The organism is Hydrogenophaga sp. (assembly GCF_019635465.1).
Classification (GTDB): Bacteria; Pseudomonadota; Gammaproteobacteria; order Burkholderiales; family Burkholderiaceae_C; genus Hydrogenophaga.
Map to the genome: position 1 here is coordinate 121,139 of NZ_JAHBZK010000007.1, position 14,170 is coordinate 135,308.

Annotated in this window: 12 protein-coding genes; 4 read left to right on the top strand and 8 right to left on the bottom strand. The window is 67.0% G+C overall.

Annotated features, from left to right (window positions below; translation table 11 throughout):
- The first annotated feature begins 106 nt into the window (after positions 1–106).
- Complete coding sequence (locus tag KF871_RS08185; protein ID WP_291140493.1) at positions 107–1,201, top strand: hypothetical protein; 1,095 nt, start codon at positions 107–109, stop codon at positions 1,199–1,201.
- Here the strand turns inward: KF871_RS08185 and KF871_RS08190 are convergent.
- The 6 genes from KF871_RS08190 to KF871_RS08215 all read right to left on the bottom strand — a co-directional run bounded on the left by KF871_RS08190 (position 1,129) and on the right by KF871_RS08215 (position 6,716).
- Entirely contained in the window at positions 1,129–2,073 is a 945-nt protein-coding gene (locus KF871_RS08190; RefSeq protein WP_291140496.1) for a sugar kinase, read from the bottom strand. The genes KF871_RS08185 and KF871_RS08190 overlap by 73 nt on opposite strands.
- Positions 2,073–2,720, bottom strand: a complete 648-nt coding sequence (locus KF871_RS08195) for an RraA family protein (protein ID WP_291140499.1) — start codon at positions 2,718–2,720, stop codon at positions 2,073–2,075. The genes KF871_RS08190 and KF871_RS08195 overlap by 1 nt, the downstream gene beginning before the upstream one ends.
- Positions 2,721–2,791: 71 nt before the next feature.
- On the bottom strand, positions 2,792–3,754 hold the full coding sequence (locus tag KF871_RS08200) for a C-terminal binding protein (RefSeq protein WP_291140502.1): 963 nt from the start codon (positions 3,752–3,754) through the stop codon (positions 2,792–2,794).
- A 5-nt stretch (positions 3,755–3,759) separates the two neighbouring features.
- On the bottom strand, positions 3,760–4,764 hold the full coding sequence (locus tag KF871_RS08205) for a DctP family TRAP transporter solute-binding subunit (RefSeq protein WP_291140505.1): 1,005 nt from the start codon (positions 4,762–4,764) through the stop codon (positions 3,760–3,762).
- A gap of 49 nt (positions 4,765–4,813) precedes the next feature.
- A complete protein-coding gene (locus tag KF871_RS08210; protein ID WP_291140508.1) occupies positions 4,814–6,103 on the bottom strand; it encodes a TRAP transporter large permease in 1,290 nt (429 codons plus the stop codon).
- Between the two features lie 61 nt (positions 6,104–6,164).
- Positions 6,165–6,716: a TRAP transporter small permease gene (locus KF871_RS08215; protein WP_291140511.1), complete on the bottom strand. Its 552-nt coding sequence runs from the start codon at positions 6,714–6,716 to the stop codon at positions 6,165–6,167.
- Between the two features lie 191 nt (positions 6,717–6,907).
- Here KF871_RS08215 and KF871_RS08220 point away from each other — a divergent pair, with 191 nt between their 5' ends.
- Genes KF871_RS08220 through KF871_RS08230 form a run of 3 tightly spaced genes read left to right on the top strand, consistent with a single transcriptional unit; the run spans position 6,908 to position 10,620 of the window.
- Positions 6,908–7,558: a GntR family transcriptional regulator gene (locus KF871_RS08220; protein WP_291140514.1), complete on the top strand. Its 651-nt coding sequence runs from the start codon at positions 6,908–6,910 to the stop codon at positions 7,556–7,558.
- A gap of 26 nt (positions 7,559–7,584) precedes the next feature.
- Positions 7,585–9,312, top strand: a complete 1,728-nt coding sequence (gene ilvD / locus KF871_RS08225) for a dihydroxy-acid dehydratase (protein ID WP_291140517.1) — start codon at positions 7,585–7,587, stop codon at positions 9,310–9,312.
- Between the two features lie 48 nt (positions 9,313–9,360).
- Positions 9,361–10,620, top strand: coding sequence for an MFS transporter (locus tag KF871_RS08230; RefSeq protein WP_291140520.1), 1,260 nt, complete (start codon positions 9,361–9,363; stop codon positions 10,618–10,620).
- A 59-nt stretch (positions 10,621–10,679) separates the two neighbouring features.
- On the opposite strand, the gene KF871_RS08235 is transcribed toward KF871_RS08230, so the two are convergent.
- On the bottom strand, positions 10,680–13,409 hold the full coding sequence (locus KF871_RS08235) for a hypothetical protein (RefSeq protein ID WP_291140523.1): 2,730 nt from the start codon (positions 13,407–13,409) through the stop codon (positions 10,680–10,682).
- A gap of 216 nt (positions 13,410–13,625) precedes the next feature.
- Positions 13,626–14,135, bottom strand: coding sequence for a hypothetical protein (locus KF871_RS08240; protein WP_291140526.1), 510 nt, complete (start codon positions 14,133–14,135; stop codon positions 13,626–13,628).
- Positions 14,136–14,170 lie beyond the last annotated feature (35 nt).

Genomic DNA, 14,170 nt, shown 5'->3' on the forward strand with positions numbered 1-14,170 from the left:
CCTGTGGACCCACCATCCCCGATCGTCCCGAATGACAGGAATGTCATCCACACCGGTGCCTCACCCACCAACAATCGCGGGCTGCCGAGCCATTTGCCGAACCGCCATGTCACGTACCCGCATCCTCATTTCCGCCGCCGCCTTGGGCCTGAGCGTCACCCTGGCCAGCGTGGGCTGCGCGAGCCGGGCCGCGGACACAACGACCAGCGACGCCGAGCGTCAGGCCACGCGCCAGGCCCGGCTGGCCGAGGCGCTGCCCATGCCGGGCGACGAGCTGGTGCAGACCGTCAATGCGGACTGGGTCGACACCGCCCGCGATCGCCCGGTGCCGGTGCGCCTGTACCTGCCGCGCGAAGCCAAGGCGCCGGTGCCACTGGTGCTGGTGTCGCACGGCATCGGTGGTTCGCGCCAGGGCTACAGCTACCTGGGGCGCTACCTCGCGGCGCACGGCGTGGCGGCCCTGCACGTGCAGCATGTGGGCAGCGACAACCGCCTCTGGCGCGGCAACCCCTTCGAGCTGGTGACCCGGCTGAACGGCGCCACCACCGAGGCCGAGGCCATCGCCCGCCCGCAAGACCTGCGCTTTGCGCTCGACACCCTGCTGGCCGATCCCGCACTGGCCGCGCGCATCGACTCAGCGCGCATCGCCGTCGTCGGCCATTCGTATGGGGCCAATACCGCCTTGCTGGTGGCCGGCGCCCAAGTGCCCGGCAAGCCCTCGTTGACCGATGCCCGCCTGAGCGCGGTCGTCGCCATCAGCGCGCCGCCCTTTCACGGCTACGGCGATCCCGAGGCCATCCTGGGTCGGCTGCAATTGCCGGCGTTGCACATCACCGCCGAAGACGACGACATCCGCATCCCCGGCTACGGCTCGGACGTGAAAGACCGCCTGGCCCTGTACCGCGCCACCGGCAGCGAACACAAGCAACTGGTGGTGTTCCGCGACGGCTCGCACAGCATGTTCACCGACCGCCTCGGCACCGGTGGCGCCGACCTCAACATCGCGGTCAAGGCCGCCACGCGCGAACTGGTGCTGGCGTTTCTGCAGGCCCAGTGGGGCGACGGCGTGGGTGGCCTCGACGACTGGCGCGAGCGCCATGCCAGTCTGCTCAGCCCCGACCAGACCCTTCAGGACGACGCGGCACCGGCCAATCTGGCCAGCACGTCCTCGCGCCTGGGAATGGGCGCCACCGCACCGTAGCCCTGCGTGGACAAGGCGGCCACCGCCGCCGCGTAGCGCCCGGCGCTCACCAGATCGTCGCCCGCCACCAGGCGCGTGACGAAGGCGCCGCCGAAGGCATCGCCCGCACCGGTGGCGTCCACCGGCTGGCAGGCAAAGGGCGCGATGCGGTGCCGCTGCTGCGCATCGGCCACCAGCGCGCCCTGCTCGCCCAGCTTGAGCGCCACCACTTTGGCGCCCAGGCGCAGGCAGTGATCGACCAGGGCATCGGACTCGGTGAGCCCGGTGATGGCGACCACGTCGTCGTAGCTTGGGAGGCAGATGTCGCAGTGCGCGATGACGTCGTTCATCACCGCGCGCGCACGGTCGATGCCCCACAGCTTGAGCCGCAGGTTGGTGTCGAAGGAGACCTTCACGCCGGCCTCGCGCGCCATGGCCATGGCGGCGTAGGCGGTGTCGCAGGCCGTGGGTGAGATGGCCAGCGAGATGCCCGACAGGTGCAGCACCCTGGCCTTGGCGATGCGCTCGCGCGGCAGTTGCGCCGCCGTCAGCCGGCTGGCGGCCGAGCCGCTGCGAAAGAAGCTGAAATGGTGCCCGCGCGCGTCGTGGGTGACGAAGTAGATCGCCGTGAACGCGGCGGCGTCGGTGCCCACGCTGACGTGGTCCACGCCCTCGTCGTCCCACAGGCGACGCAGCATGGCGCCGTAGGGGTCGTCGCCCAGCGCGCTCACATAGGCCACACGCGCCCCCTGGCGGGCAGCGGCAATGGCGAAGTTCGAGGTGTCGCCACCAAAGCCCTGCAGGTACAGCTGACCGTTGCCGTCGCCGGTCTGGTTGAACTCGACCATCGCCTCGCCGAGCGAGACGATGTCGAAGGCCTCTGCGCTCGCCATCAGATGCGGCCGTACTTGGCCAGACCCTTGCGCAGCGACTTCTCGGCAATGATGAGCTTGGCCTGCTCGAGCTCGCGCTGGTCGATCTCCTGCGCCATGGCCAGCACCTCGGCGGCCCTGGCCTGCGGCACCACCACCACGCCGTCCACGTCGCCCACGACGATGTCGCCCGGGTGCACCATCACGCCCGCGATGCGCACCGGCACCTGCGAGGCCACGGTGCGGTAGCGGCCCAGCGTGGTGCCGGGGCTGACGTCGCGCGCATAGACCGGAAAGCCATAGTCGCGCCGGATCTCGGTGAGGTCGCGCACGCCGCCGTCGAGCACGGCGCCCGCATGGCCATTGGCCACAGCGCCCGCGGTCATCAGGCCGCCCCACACCGCCACGTCGGGCTCGCCGCCTTCGATGCTGATGCAGATCACGCTGCCGGCCGGCGCTTCATCGATCAGGTCGAGCGCGTGCTGCGGCGGCACGAATTCATCGGTGGCGGCCTCCAGCACAGTGGCCGCCGGGCCGCAGATGCGTTTGTCGTTGATGCGGGGCTTGATGCACGCCGCCATGTAGCCGCGCTGGCCACAGACCTTGTCCACCGCGTCGGCCACCGAGGCCACGGCCACTTTCGAGAAGGCGTCGATCAGTTCATTCATTGCTTGCTTTCGGTTCGGTCGGATGTTTGTTCGGCTGTTCGTTTGGCTGTTCGTTTGGCTGTTCGCTCGGGTCACCAGCGGTTGAGCCAGTTGATCGGTGCCTCGCCGCGCAGCACGCGCGCGGCCTCTTCGGCGGTCTTGCGCTGCAGGTCGCGCATGGCCTCTTCGCTGTACCAGCCCATGTGGTTGCTTACCACCACGTTGTCCAGGCTGAACAGCTTGTGGATGCCGGGCGGCTCTTTCTCGAACACGTCCAGGCCCGCACCCAGGATGCGGCGCTCGCGCAATGCCTCGTACAGCGCATCGGTGTGCACCAGGCCGCCGCGCGCGGTGTTGACCACGATCGCCGTCGGCTTCATGCGCGCGATGCGAGCGGCGTCGATCAGGTGGCGCGTCTGTTCGTTGAGCGGCGCGTGCAGCGAGATCACGTCGCTCTCGGCGCACAGGGTATCGATATCGACACGCTCCACGCCCGGTGGCAGCTCGGCACGCGGGTCGGTGACCAGCACACGCGCAAAGCCGAAGCCGGCGAACTTCTCCAAGGTCATGCGCGCGATGCGTCCGAAGCCGACCAGCCCCAGCGTGCGCCCACGCAGGCGGAACATGGGTTGCAGCACGCCGGTGGACCAGCGGCCCTCGCGCACCTCGCGGTCGTGCAGCCAGAGCCGGCGCGAAACCGCCAGCGCCAGCGCCACTGCCTGCGAACTCACCTCGTCGGTGCCGTAGTCGGGCACGTTGGCGACCATGATCTGCCGCTCGCTGGCGGCCACCTGGTCGATGTTGTCCACGCCGATGCCGTAGCGAATGATCGCCTTGCAGCGGCTCAGGCCTTCGATCACCTCGCGCGGCAGCGGCGATTCGCGCACCAGTACCACGTCGGCCTCGCGCGCCGCGTCGAGCGCGCGCAGCGGGTCGCGCCGGCAAGGGCTCACCACAAAGCGCGCGCCCAGGGGCGCGAGCAGGCTCTCTTCCTGGTCGTAGCTGGCGTAACCGTCGTCGACGGCCACGACCAGCTTCGATCCTCCCTGGTTCATCTCGCTCACTTGCGTGTGGCCTCCACGGCCTTGAACAGCGCGTCCACGTAGTCCTTGCCGATTTCCTTCTCGGCCCATTCGCGCACCGGCGGCTGAGCCAGCTTGCGGAACTCGCCGATCTGCGCAGCGGTGGGCTCATAGACCTGCATGCCCACGCCTTCCAGGATCTTCTTGGCGTTCTTGTCCTGCTCGGAGGTCATCTTGCGGTGGATGGCGATGGCCTTCTGCACGCCTTCGTTGACCGCCTTGCGCTCGACATCGGTCAGGCCCTTGTAGAAGCGGTCGTTGATGAGGTAGCCGTGCACCGACCACACGTGGCCGTCGAGCGTGGCGTACTTCTGGTGCTGGTACAGGCTGGCCGCCAGGATGTTGGTCACGCCGTTCTCCTGGCCGTCCACCACCTTCTGCTGCAGCGCGGTGGGCAGTTCACCCCAGGGAATGGCCGAGGCCGAAGCACCCAGCGATTCGACCAGCGCCTTGAACACCGGCGAGGGCTGGATGCGGATCTTCATGCCCTTCATGTCGGCCGGCGTCTGGATCGGGCGCAGGCTGTTGGTGAAGTGGCGCACACCGTTGTCGGCAAAGCCCAGCACGCGGATGCCGGTCTTCTTGATCATGTCGTCCGAAAAGCCCTGCAGCCAGGCCGAGTCGTACACGCGCCAGGCGTGTTCGTGGTTGTCGTACAGGAACGGGATGCCCAGCACACCGATGGGCTTGTGCACCGTGCCAATGGCGCCGTCGTGTGCGACAGCCATCTCCAGCGTGCCCAGGCGCAGGGCCTCCATGGTGGGCTGGTCCTTGCCGAACTGGCCGGCCGGGAAGACCTCCACCTTGATCGAGCCATTGGTGGCCTTCTCCACGTACTCCTTGAACGCCATCGCGGCCACGTGCTTGGGCTGATCGTCCTTGGCGGGCTGGAAGTGCGCGTACTTGAGCGTCTTTTGCGCATGCGCAGCCAGGGGCAGCGCCAGCGCCAGGCCCATCACGGCGACGAGGGTCTTGAGTTTCATTGGTATGTCTCCTTGGTTGACGACGGGGAACTCACAACGGGAATAGCAGCTATCGGGCGTAGCCGAACAGCGAAGGCACGAACGTGCTGATCGAAGGCACCAGCACGACCGCCAGCAACACCACCAGCAGGGCAGCCAGCAGCGGCAGGATGGCGCGCGTGAGTTCTTCGATCCTCAGGCGCGCCACCGAACTCATGACGAAGAGCACCCCGCCCACCGGCGGCGTGGCCAGACCGATCGTGAGGTTGAGCACGATGGCCATCGCGAAATGCAGGGGGTGGATACCGAACTGGTCCGACAGCGGGGCCAGCACCGGCACCAGAATGATCACGGCCGGCAGCGTGTCGATGAACAGGCCGCACACCAGCACGAAGACCATGACGATCAGCATGATGGCCACCGGGTCGGTGGTCATGCCGCCGATGGCCGCGCCGATGCTCTGGGGAATCTGCAGCAGTGTGAGCAGCCAGGCAAACAGCGAGGCCATGGACACGATGATGAGCGCCGCCGACGTCACCAGGCCACTCTGCAGCAGCACGCGCACGATCAATCGCGCGTTGAGCGTGCGGGTGACGAACAGGCCGATGAACAGCGCGTAGAACACCGCCACCGCCGAGGCCTCGGTGGGCGTGAACAGGCCGGTGAGGATGCCCGCGATGATGATGGCCGGCATGGCCAGCACCGGCAGCGCCTTCCACAACGCGCGCAGGCGCTCGCTCCAGGGTGGCCTCACGCTGGCGGTGCCGTAGCCGCGACGCACCGACAGGAAATGATTCACCGCCATCAGGGCACCGCCCATGAGCAGCCCGGGAACCACACCGGCCAGAAACAGCCCGGCCACCGTCACGCGGCTGTCGGTGAGTGCGTAGATCACCATCACGATCGAGGGCGGAATGATCGGACCGATGACCGAGGTGGCCGCCGACAGCGCCGCCGCATAGGCCTTGTCGTAGCCACTGCGGGCCATCATGCGGGTCTCGATCGCGCCCGGGCCGGCCGCGTCGGCCAGCGCGGAGCCGCTGATGCCGGCGAACATCATCGACGTCACCACGTTCACATGGCCCATGCCGCCGCGCACATGACCCACCATGGCCCCCGCAAAGCGCAGCAAGGCGGTGGTGATGCCGCTGGCGGTCATCAGGTCGGCCGCCAGGATGAAGAAGGGCACGGCCATCAGCGGGAAGCTGTTGATGCCGTCGAAGAAGCGCTGCGGCACCGACAGCAGCGACAGATTGCCGTCGATGGCCAGGGCCAGCAGGCCCGCACCACCCATGGTGAGTGCGATGGGCACGCCCACCGCCAGCCCGATGGCGAACACGATGAACAGCACGGCGCTCATTCGCAAGCCCTCCGCGCTGCGCACTGCGGGGCTGAGCGCCTTGGGAACGGCCCGGCGGCGCTCATGCGGGCTCTCCCTCGTGTGAGCCGTCACCGATCTCCTCGGCGTGCTCGAACTCGCGCGCAACGAACTGGCGCCAGAACAGCAACAGGTGCAGCAGCATGGCCGCCGCGCCCAGCGGAATGCCCAGATAGGGCAGGCCCGAGGGCAGCCCCATGGCCGGCGTCTCCTGGCTCCAGGTGAATTCGGCGATCTGCACACCCAGCACCACCAGCGCCAGCAGGAACAGCGCAATGCCGACCGCGATGCACACCCGAACGAACTTGCGCAGCGGCGCCGGCAAGGCGTCCTGCAGCATGTCGACCGCCACGTGGCGGCCTTCGCGCAGGGCCAGCCCGGCGCCCAGGTACGCCACCCAGATCATCTGGATCTGCGTGAACTCCTCGACCCAGAAGATCGACTGGTTGAAGACGTAGCGCATGACGACGTTGGCGAACACCAGCACCGCCATGGACGCCATGAGCAGCACGATGAGGGCCTGATTGATGCGCACGAATCCGTGTTCGAGTCGCGCCGCCCAGGAGGTGGGCGACGGTGGGTGAAGTGGGGCCATGGGCCGGGTGTCTCCTGCTGTGCTCGGTGGGCGCCGCTTCGCAAAACGCGACGACCTAGGGTTTTGCCCGAAGCGTATCTGATATCTCAGATATAGGATTCAGGGAAAGCCCTAGGTCATCCGCCCCGGCGGAACGCCAACGGCGACACAACAAGCGCCCACGTCAGCGCACACCACGGAGAATCGCGGCCATGACACGCCAGCTCGAACTCGAACGCCCTCGCCTGCTCACCGACGTGGTCGGTGAACGCATCCGCGAGGCCATCGTGATGGGCGACCTCAAACTGGGTGAGCAGGTGTCCGAAGCGCAGCTGGCCGCGCGCATGGGTGTGAGCAAGACGCCGGTGCGCGAGGCCCTGGTGCGCTTGCAGTCGCAAGGCCTGGTGCAGGTGCACCCGCAGCGCGGCACCTTCGTCTTTCGCCTCACGCCCGAGCAGGTGGGTCAGCTCTGCCGTTTTCGCGCCATGGTCGAAACCGAGGCCTTGCTCGAAGCCATGGAGGCCGATCGCGCCGGTCTGCTCAAGGGCATGAAGCAATGCGTCAAGGCCATGAAGACGGCCGAGGCCGCGCGCGACCTGCCGGCGCTGGCGCGCATCGACATGGCGTTTCACTGGCAATTCTTCGAGCATTGCCCCAGCCCCTACGTGCGCGCGGCCTACGAGGTGCTGCGCTCGCAACTCACCGCGCTGCGGCACCGCTCGCCGATCGACAACGCGGTGAGCAGCCACCAGGTGCTGGTCGACGCGGTGGGCGATGGCGACGGCGTCGCGGCGGGCGCACTGCTGCGTGATCATGTGCTGGACAATGAACCGCGCTATCGCGCCGCCTGTGGCGGCTCCTGAAGCCCGCACCCGAGAAGCACACGCCCTTGCCATCCCTGCACAAACACCGCTCGCGCGCCGTCACCGACGGCGTCACCCGCGCACCGCACCGCGCCTTTCTGCGCGCCACCGGCCTCGACGACGACGCGATCCAGAACAAGTCGCTGATCGGCATCGTCAGCACCCAGGGTGAGAACACGCCCTGCTCCCTGGGCCTGGCGCCGCAGGCCGATCGCGCCCGCCTGGGCGTGGCAGCCGGCGGTGGCGTGCCGGTGAGCTTCACCACCATCTCGGTGTCCGACGGCACCTCGATGAACCACGCCGGCATGCGCATGAGCCTGGTCTCCCGCGAGGTGATCGCCGACAGCGTGGAGGTGGCCGTGCGCGGCCACGCCTACGACGGCCTGGTGGCCTTCGCCGGCTGCGACAAGACCCTACCGGCCATGATGATGGCCATCGTGCGGCTCAACGTGCCTGCGGCCTTCGTCTTTGGCGGTGCCACCCTGCCCGGCCACGCCGCGGGCCGCGAGGCCACCATCCTCACCGCCATCGAGGCCGTGGGCGCGGTGCAGACCGGCGCGATGACGCCCGATCAGTTGCACACCATCGAACGCAGCTGCACGCCCACCGCCGGTGCCTGCCCGGGCCAGTTCACCGCCAACACCATGGCCATGGTGGGCGAGGCGCTCGGCCTCTCGCCCCTGGGCTCGGCCATGATGCCCGCGGTCTACAGCGAGCGACTGGCCATCGCCGAGCGCGCGGGCGCCGGCGTGATGCGCGCCATCGAACAAGGCGGCCCCTTGCCGCGTGAGCTGGTCACCCGCCAGAGCCTGGAGAACGCCTGCGCCGCGGTCGCCGCCACCGGTGGCTCCACCAACGCGGCGCTGCACATCCCGGCCATCGCGCACGAGGCGGGCATCGAGTTCACGCTCGACGACGTGGCCGCGGTGTTCCAGCGCACGCCGCTGATTGCCGACCTGCAGCCGGGCGGGCGCTACCTCGCGCGCGACCTGCACGAAGTGGGTGGCGTGCCCATGGTGCTCAAGACCCTGCTCGCCGGCGGCCACATCCACGGCGACGTCCTCACGCTCGACGGCGAACGCCTGGCCGACGCGCTGCAGCGCTGGCCCGATGCCGACGGCACCATCGTGCGCCAGTGCAACCAGGCCATCCACGCCAGCGGCGGCGTGACCGTGCTTCGCGGCAACCTGTGTCCCGACGGCGCGCTGCTCAAGATCGCCGGCCTGCGCTCGCTGCAGTTCACCGGCCCGGCGCGCGTGTTCGACAGCGAAGAGGCCTGCATGCGCGCCGTGTCGGATCGCGCCTACCAGGCGGGCGAGGTGCTGGTCATCCGCAACGAAGGCCCCAAGGGCGGACCCGGCATGCGCGAGATGCTCAGCGTGACCGCGGCCATCTACGGCCAAGGCATGGGCGAGTCGGTCGCACTGCTCACCGACGGGCGTTTCTCGGGCGCCACGCGTGGCCTGTGCATCGGCTATGTGGGGCCCGAGGCCGCAGAGGGCGGGCCAATCGCGCTGGTGCAAACCGGCGACCTCATTCACATCGACGCCGATGCCGGTGTGATCGAACTGCGCGTCGATGCCGACACCCTGGCGGCGCGCCGCACGCGCTGGACGCCACCCACTCGCGCGCGCCTGGGCGGCGTGCTCGAGAAGTACGCCCTGGTGGTGCGGCCCGCGCGGCAGGGCGCGGTGACGCACTCGGGCGCGGTCGACTGGCCCTACGAATCGCCCACGCCCACGACTTCGGACTGAACCCAGGCGACAAGCGCAGTCGCGGCGCGCGGCGTAGCATGCGCCGCCATGACCGCCGCCCAACGCCCCGCCGACCCCAGCCTCATCGATTCGCGCACCGCCGCCTGGCGGCTGCTGACCGTGCTCGGCCTGGTCACGCTGGGCAACGCGGCCATGTACGTGGTGGCGGTGGTGCTGCCTGCGGTGCAGGCCGAGTTCGGCATCGGCCGCGGCGACGCCTCGCTGCCCTACACGCTGATGATGGTCTGCCTGGGCATCGGCGGCCTGTTCACCGGCCGCCTGGCCGATCGGCACGGCATCACGCCGGTGCTGCGCCTGGGCGCGCTGGCGGTGGCCGGTGGTTTCGCGGCGGCGGCGCTGTCGGGCAACATCTGGGCCTTCGGTCTGGCGCACGGCCTGCTGCTGGGCTTGCTGGGCAGCTCGTCCACCTTTGCACCGCTGCTGGCCGACACCGCGCTGTGGTGGAACAGGCGCCGCGGCATCGCGGTGGCCATTGCCGCCAGCGGCAACTACGTGGCCGGCACGATCTGGCCACCGCTGGTGCAGCACGGCATCGAGACCATCGGCTGGCGCAACACCTACTTTCTGCTGGCCATCGTCTGCGGTGGCGGCATCTACCTGCTGGCCAACCGCATGCGCCAGCGCCCACCGCTGGTGATCACGGCGGCGCCCTCACCCGGTGCGACGCTGCCCGACACCACGCGCCCCTTCGGCCTCAAGCCCTCGCACGCCCAGGCCCTGCTGTGTGTGGCCGGCGTGGGCTGCTGTGTGGCCATGTCGATGCCGCAGGTGCACATCGTGGCCTACTGCGTCGACCTGGGCTTTGGCGCAGCGCGCGGCGCCGAAATGCTCTCGCTCATGCTGGCCAGCGGCATCGTCAGCCGCCTGGTCTCGGGCTGGATCTGCGACCGCATCGGCGGCATCCGCACCTTGCTGCTGGGCTCGGCGCTGCAATGCATCGCGCTGCTGATGTTCCTGCCCTTTGACGGCCTGGTGCCGCTGTACCTGATCTCGGCCATGTTCGGCCTGTTCCAGGGCGGCATCGTGCCCAGCTACGCCATCATCATTCGCGAGTACTTCGCCCCGCAGGAGGCCGGTGCACGTGTGGGCGCGGTGATCATGGCCACGCTGGTGGGCATGGCCCTGGGCGGCTGGATGTCGGGCTGGGTGTTCGACCTCACCGGCAGCTACCACGCCGCCTTCCTCAACGGCATCGGCTGGAACTTGCTCAACATGGCGATCGCGCTGTTCCTGTTCTGGCGCGTGCGCGGCGCCGGGCCGGGTGGACTGCGGCGAGCGGCGGCCTGACTGCCCATGGCACAGGCCATCGACACGACCTCACCCGAAAGCTGCAACGACGCGCTCGCTCAGACGTTCGCCGGGTTGAAGACCCGAGCGTGCATTTGATGTCTGAGTGCGTCGGCATTCAATGCCCCATCCGCCAGGAGGGGTCCTGCTGACTTGCTCAGCGCAGTCAAAAGCACCTCCACCAGATCGGCGTCAAGTGTCGTCCAATCCACGCGAGCCAGGAACAGTTTGAAGAACGCCTGAGCCTGATTGCCCAGGCCTTTCACGAATGGCCCAAATACCTTGTGCTCCCATTCGGGTTGCAAGGTGCCCGCCTGAAGGGGTCGCAACAGCGGGTTGAAGCACGGGTCCAGGATGTTGTCCATCAACGCCGGCCGATCCTGCGTAGCGGAAAGACCCACAAGCAGCGCGCCGAACATCTGCCCGAGGTCTTCGAGCGACCCATTGCCCACATCCACATGGCGGCCTATCCTGCGGCCCACTTCGCGCAGCAGGGTGGTGAATTCGTTGCTAGGGCTCGGCAGCGGTATTTCACCCATCAGCCACGCCGCACGAGCAATCCCCCGCTGCACCGCCGTCAAGAGTTGCGTGGCGACAGCCATCCTTATCACAGCCCGTTGTGGATTCGCTGAAATTCGTTCCCTGTAGCAATCGAAGGCCAGTTCCACCAAACCCCTGAACGTGTCCTCAGGCAACTTGTTCGTGGACTTAAGTTGCGCGACGATGAACGTACTCAGCATCCTGTCCAAGCCGGTGGCCACCTCCCTCTTGAACAACATGGCCCTGGCCCAGATCATCATGTTGCTGGCAACGATGCTCCGCTCGGACAGAGCCGCAATCATGAGCGGCGCATCGGGTCGACCCTCGATCAACGCATTGCTGAACAAGGGGTCAAATTGCTTCCAACCATGTTCAGGAAGGCTGCATTGCATTGCCAGCGGAAAGCAGCAAGCCAATAGAGCGCGGGTTTCTGCCGACTTGGGATCTGCGCCTCTGCTGAAAGACAGTTCTTCTAAAAATGACGCACCCAACGATGCCGTCCCCCGCCCATGCTGGATCACATCCATCACGGTCCACAGCGCATCGAGGTCGGCATTGCTTCCCAGCCATACCAGAAACTCGCGGCATTGTGGGTTCGAGGACATGGCCTCCATCAAGTCGTCGATACGTCGCCCTTGAGGCATCACATCCGAACATTGCGTTGGGTCAACCCTGTGCGAAAGCGCCCGTGCCATCAAGTCCGCACATGCGTGCAACTCGGGGAATTGATCCACAGACACGGATGTCAACAATTGCTTGTACCGATCCAGTGCGATCGTTCGGCCTCGCTGCAATGCATCGCCTGAACCCGATCGAACCGATTGCGCGAACCGCAGCGTCGACAGGAGCAGTGGTTGCATGCCCTCTCCCCTGGCCTGCAGATGGCTGACGCACCGCTTCAGGATCCCAAGCACCTTGGCGGTGTCCTGCCGCGCCGGCTGCGCCATTGTCGGGTCCAGCATCGACAACAAGCGCGTCAATTGCGCGTCCTTCTTCAGGTTTACTGCCATGTCGACGATGTCCACCAGCGGCACCCAATCGGCGCTCTCACCACTCTCCGTTGCCTCAGGCATTTCGGTCAGCGGCAGCGTCATCGGCTCATGGCCAGCCTGGCGCCATTGCTCTGCAACGCTCCACTGCGCCACCATCAGCAGCAGATCACCCAGCACGTCTTGCAAGGGCTCGCCCAGGCGCGCCTGCGCCAGCAACTCCACCAGGCCCACAACCTCGGACAACCCCACAGGAAAAGGAAGGGCATCAGGTGGTACATCCGCGACGCACGCGTTCAGCCAGTCGCCGGCCAGTTGCGCACACGCCGATCGACAAGCGTCGCGCGCTGCCTTGTCAACATCCAGCGTCGACAGCACGCACGCCAACTCGACCAGACCTTCAAGCCCCTCACGCTTCGGGGGCAAAGATGCCAGAAGGGCATTCATCGGATTCACATCCTTGCCCGGGGCTTCCAGCAACGACTGGTAAGTGGCCCAGATTGATGCGCCGCGTTCTTTTGCGACCGCCACTTGGTCCAGGATCAAAGACATGGACGCAGGGAGTCTCTCCAACCTCTGATCGACGGGGGTATCGGCCCCCCTGGCAGCGCTGGCGAGGCGCGCTTCGGCCTTCTTCAGCCTGACGTCCAGACGGACACGAGATCCTGTCCACGCGTCGAGCGCGTTTGCGCCGCCCGCCACGACCAAGGCAGCCAGGTCCTTGCTGCGGATGCCACGCTGCTTGATCAGTGCACAACAAGCTTGCGGTTTTTCCGCCTGCACCAGTGCGACGAGAAGACGATTCACCGCCCTGGGGGCCAGGCGGGTCACCATGGGCTCGGGTGCGCTGATGGGTGACAAGGTGATTAACTTGAAACCTTTGGCGATGCGTGTGACAAGCTCGGGCAGCTGCACCAGCACATCGGCGGCTTCCTCCAGGCCCAACCCACATTCACCCAGCACATGAAAGGCCTGCTCGATCTCGGCGCCCATGTGACCAAGCGCGCGGTGCGTTGGACCAACCAAAACGGATCGATCAGCGTCGTTCTCGTAGGCGACGGAATGCGTTCTGCCTGCCGCCGCCGCCACCTGTTTCGCGATGCAGGCATCCACCGCCTTGCGCACACGGGGGCTTGTGTCGGTGGTGAACACGATGCTCAAACCGTAGCACCTCGCGTTCGCCTGCTCGCGCCGGGACAGGTTGAACTGCACAAAGCTGGCCAGCTCCTGCTGGCGCGGTGCAGCCTCATCGGGTGTCACCCGATGGTCCTGGGGGTGGTGGGAGCCGGCATGTGATGGCCGGGGCGATGAGGGTCGGAAACCTGTCGAGTACTTTTGCATGGTGTGCAGTCGGTGTGAGTGAAGTTCGGTCGAGAGAGCGCGGTGACCAACCAGACAATGGGTCTTCACCGGCACGTCGGTGAACGGCCATGACCCACCGATACCGATCGGACGGCGATCTGTGTTTGAGCAGCCTCAGGCGAACGAAGCGGGTGCTGCGTCCTGCCGTTCAGCAGAAAGCGCATCGGCAAACAGCCGATGCATGGCCACGAACCTGTTCACCAGCGCAGCAAACGCGTGCTCGCTCAGGTCATCGAAGTCGGATTCGTGAGAGAGAACCAGCATGCGCGAATCTGGGCTGATCTGCACATGCCAGTGCCGGCGGGTTCTGGGCAATGCCTGGGGCGGTGCGAATGGATCCAGATCCCATTCATCGTCCCAGTCATCCTCCTTCTCATCGTCGCCCTCGGGCTCTTCGTCAATGGCAGCCGGGATGTGACCAAGCGCTTCGCTGCCTGCCACTTGCGCGTAGCCCGGGCTGGAATAGATCGTCACGACCGGATGATCGCGATCACTGTGAAGCATGAGGAACAGGTCTTCGCCAAAAGACAAGGTCAGCAGATCGTTTGAGCGGTCCTCGGTAAGGCGGAGGTCATGCGTACCGGCGTAGGCCTGGCACAGTTGCGAGAGTCGGGCGTGAGACATGAAGGGCGGCGGGAGTGGCGAATGCATCGGTGTGT

Bases quoted from the DNA above. Each gene is read 5' to 3' on its own strand.
- KF871_RS08190 (WP_291140496.1), bottom strand. From the start codon at position 2,073: ATGGCGAGCGCAGAGGCCTTCGACATCGTCTCGCTCGGCGAGGCGATG.
- KF871_RS08230 (WP_291140520.1), top strand. From the start codon at position 9,361: ATGACCGCCGCCCAACGCCCCGCCGACCCCAGCCTCATCGATTCGCGC.
- KF871_RS08200 (WP_291140502.1), bottom strand. From the start codon at position 3,754: ATGAACCAGGGAGGATCGAAGCTGGTCGTGGCCGTCGACGACGGTTAC.
- KF871_RS08210 (WP_291140508.1), bottom strand. From the start codon at position 6,103: ATGAGCGCCGTGCTGTTCATCGTGTTCGCCATCGGGCTGGCGGTGGGC.
- KF871_RS08205 (WP_291140505.1), bottom strand. From the start codon at position 4,764: ATGAAACTCAAGACCCTCGTCGCCGTGATGGGCCTGGCGCTGGCGCTG.
- KF871_RS08215 (WP_291140511.1), bottom strand. From the start codon at position 6,716: ATGGCCCCACTTCACCCACCGTCGCCCACCTCCTGGGCGGCGCGACTC.
- KF871_RS08240 (WP_291140526.1), bottom strand. From the start codon at position 14,135: ATGTCTCACGCCCGACTCTCGCAACTGTGCCAGGCCTACGCCGGTACG.
- KF871_RS08185 (WP_291140493.1), top strand. From the start codon at position 107: ATGTCACGTACCCGCATCCTCATTTCCGCCGCCGCCTTGGGCCTGAGC.
- KF871_RS08195 (WP_291140499.1), bottom strand. From the start codon at position 2,720: ATGAATGAACTGATCGACGCCTTCTCGAAAGTGGCCGTGGCCTCGGTG.
- KF871_RS08220 (WP_291140514.1), top strand. From the start codon at position 6,908: ATGACACGCCAGCTCGAACTCGAACGCCCTCGCCTGCTCACCGACGTG.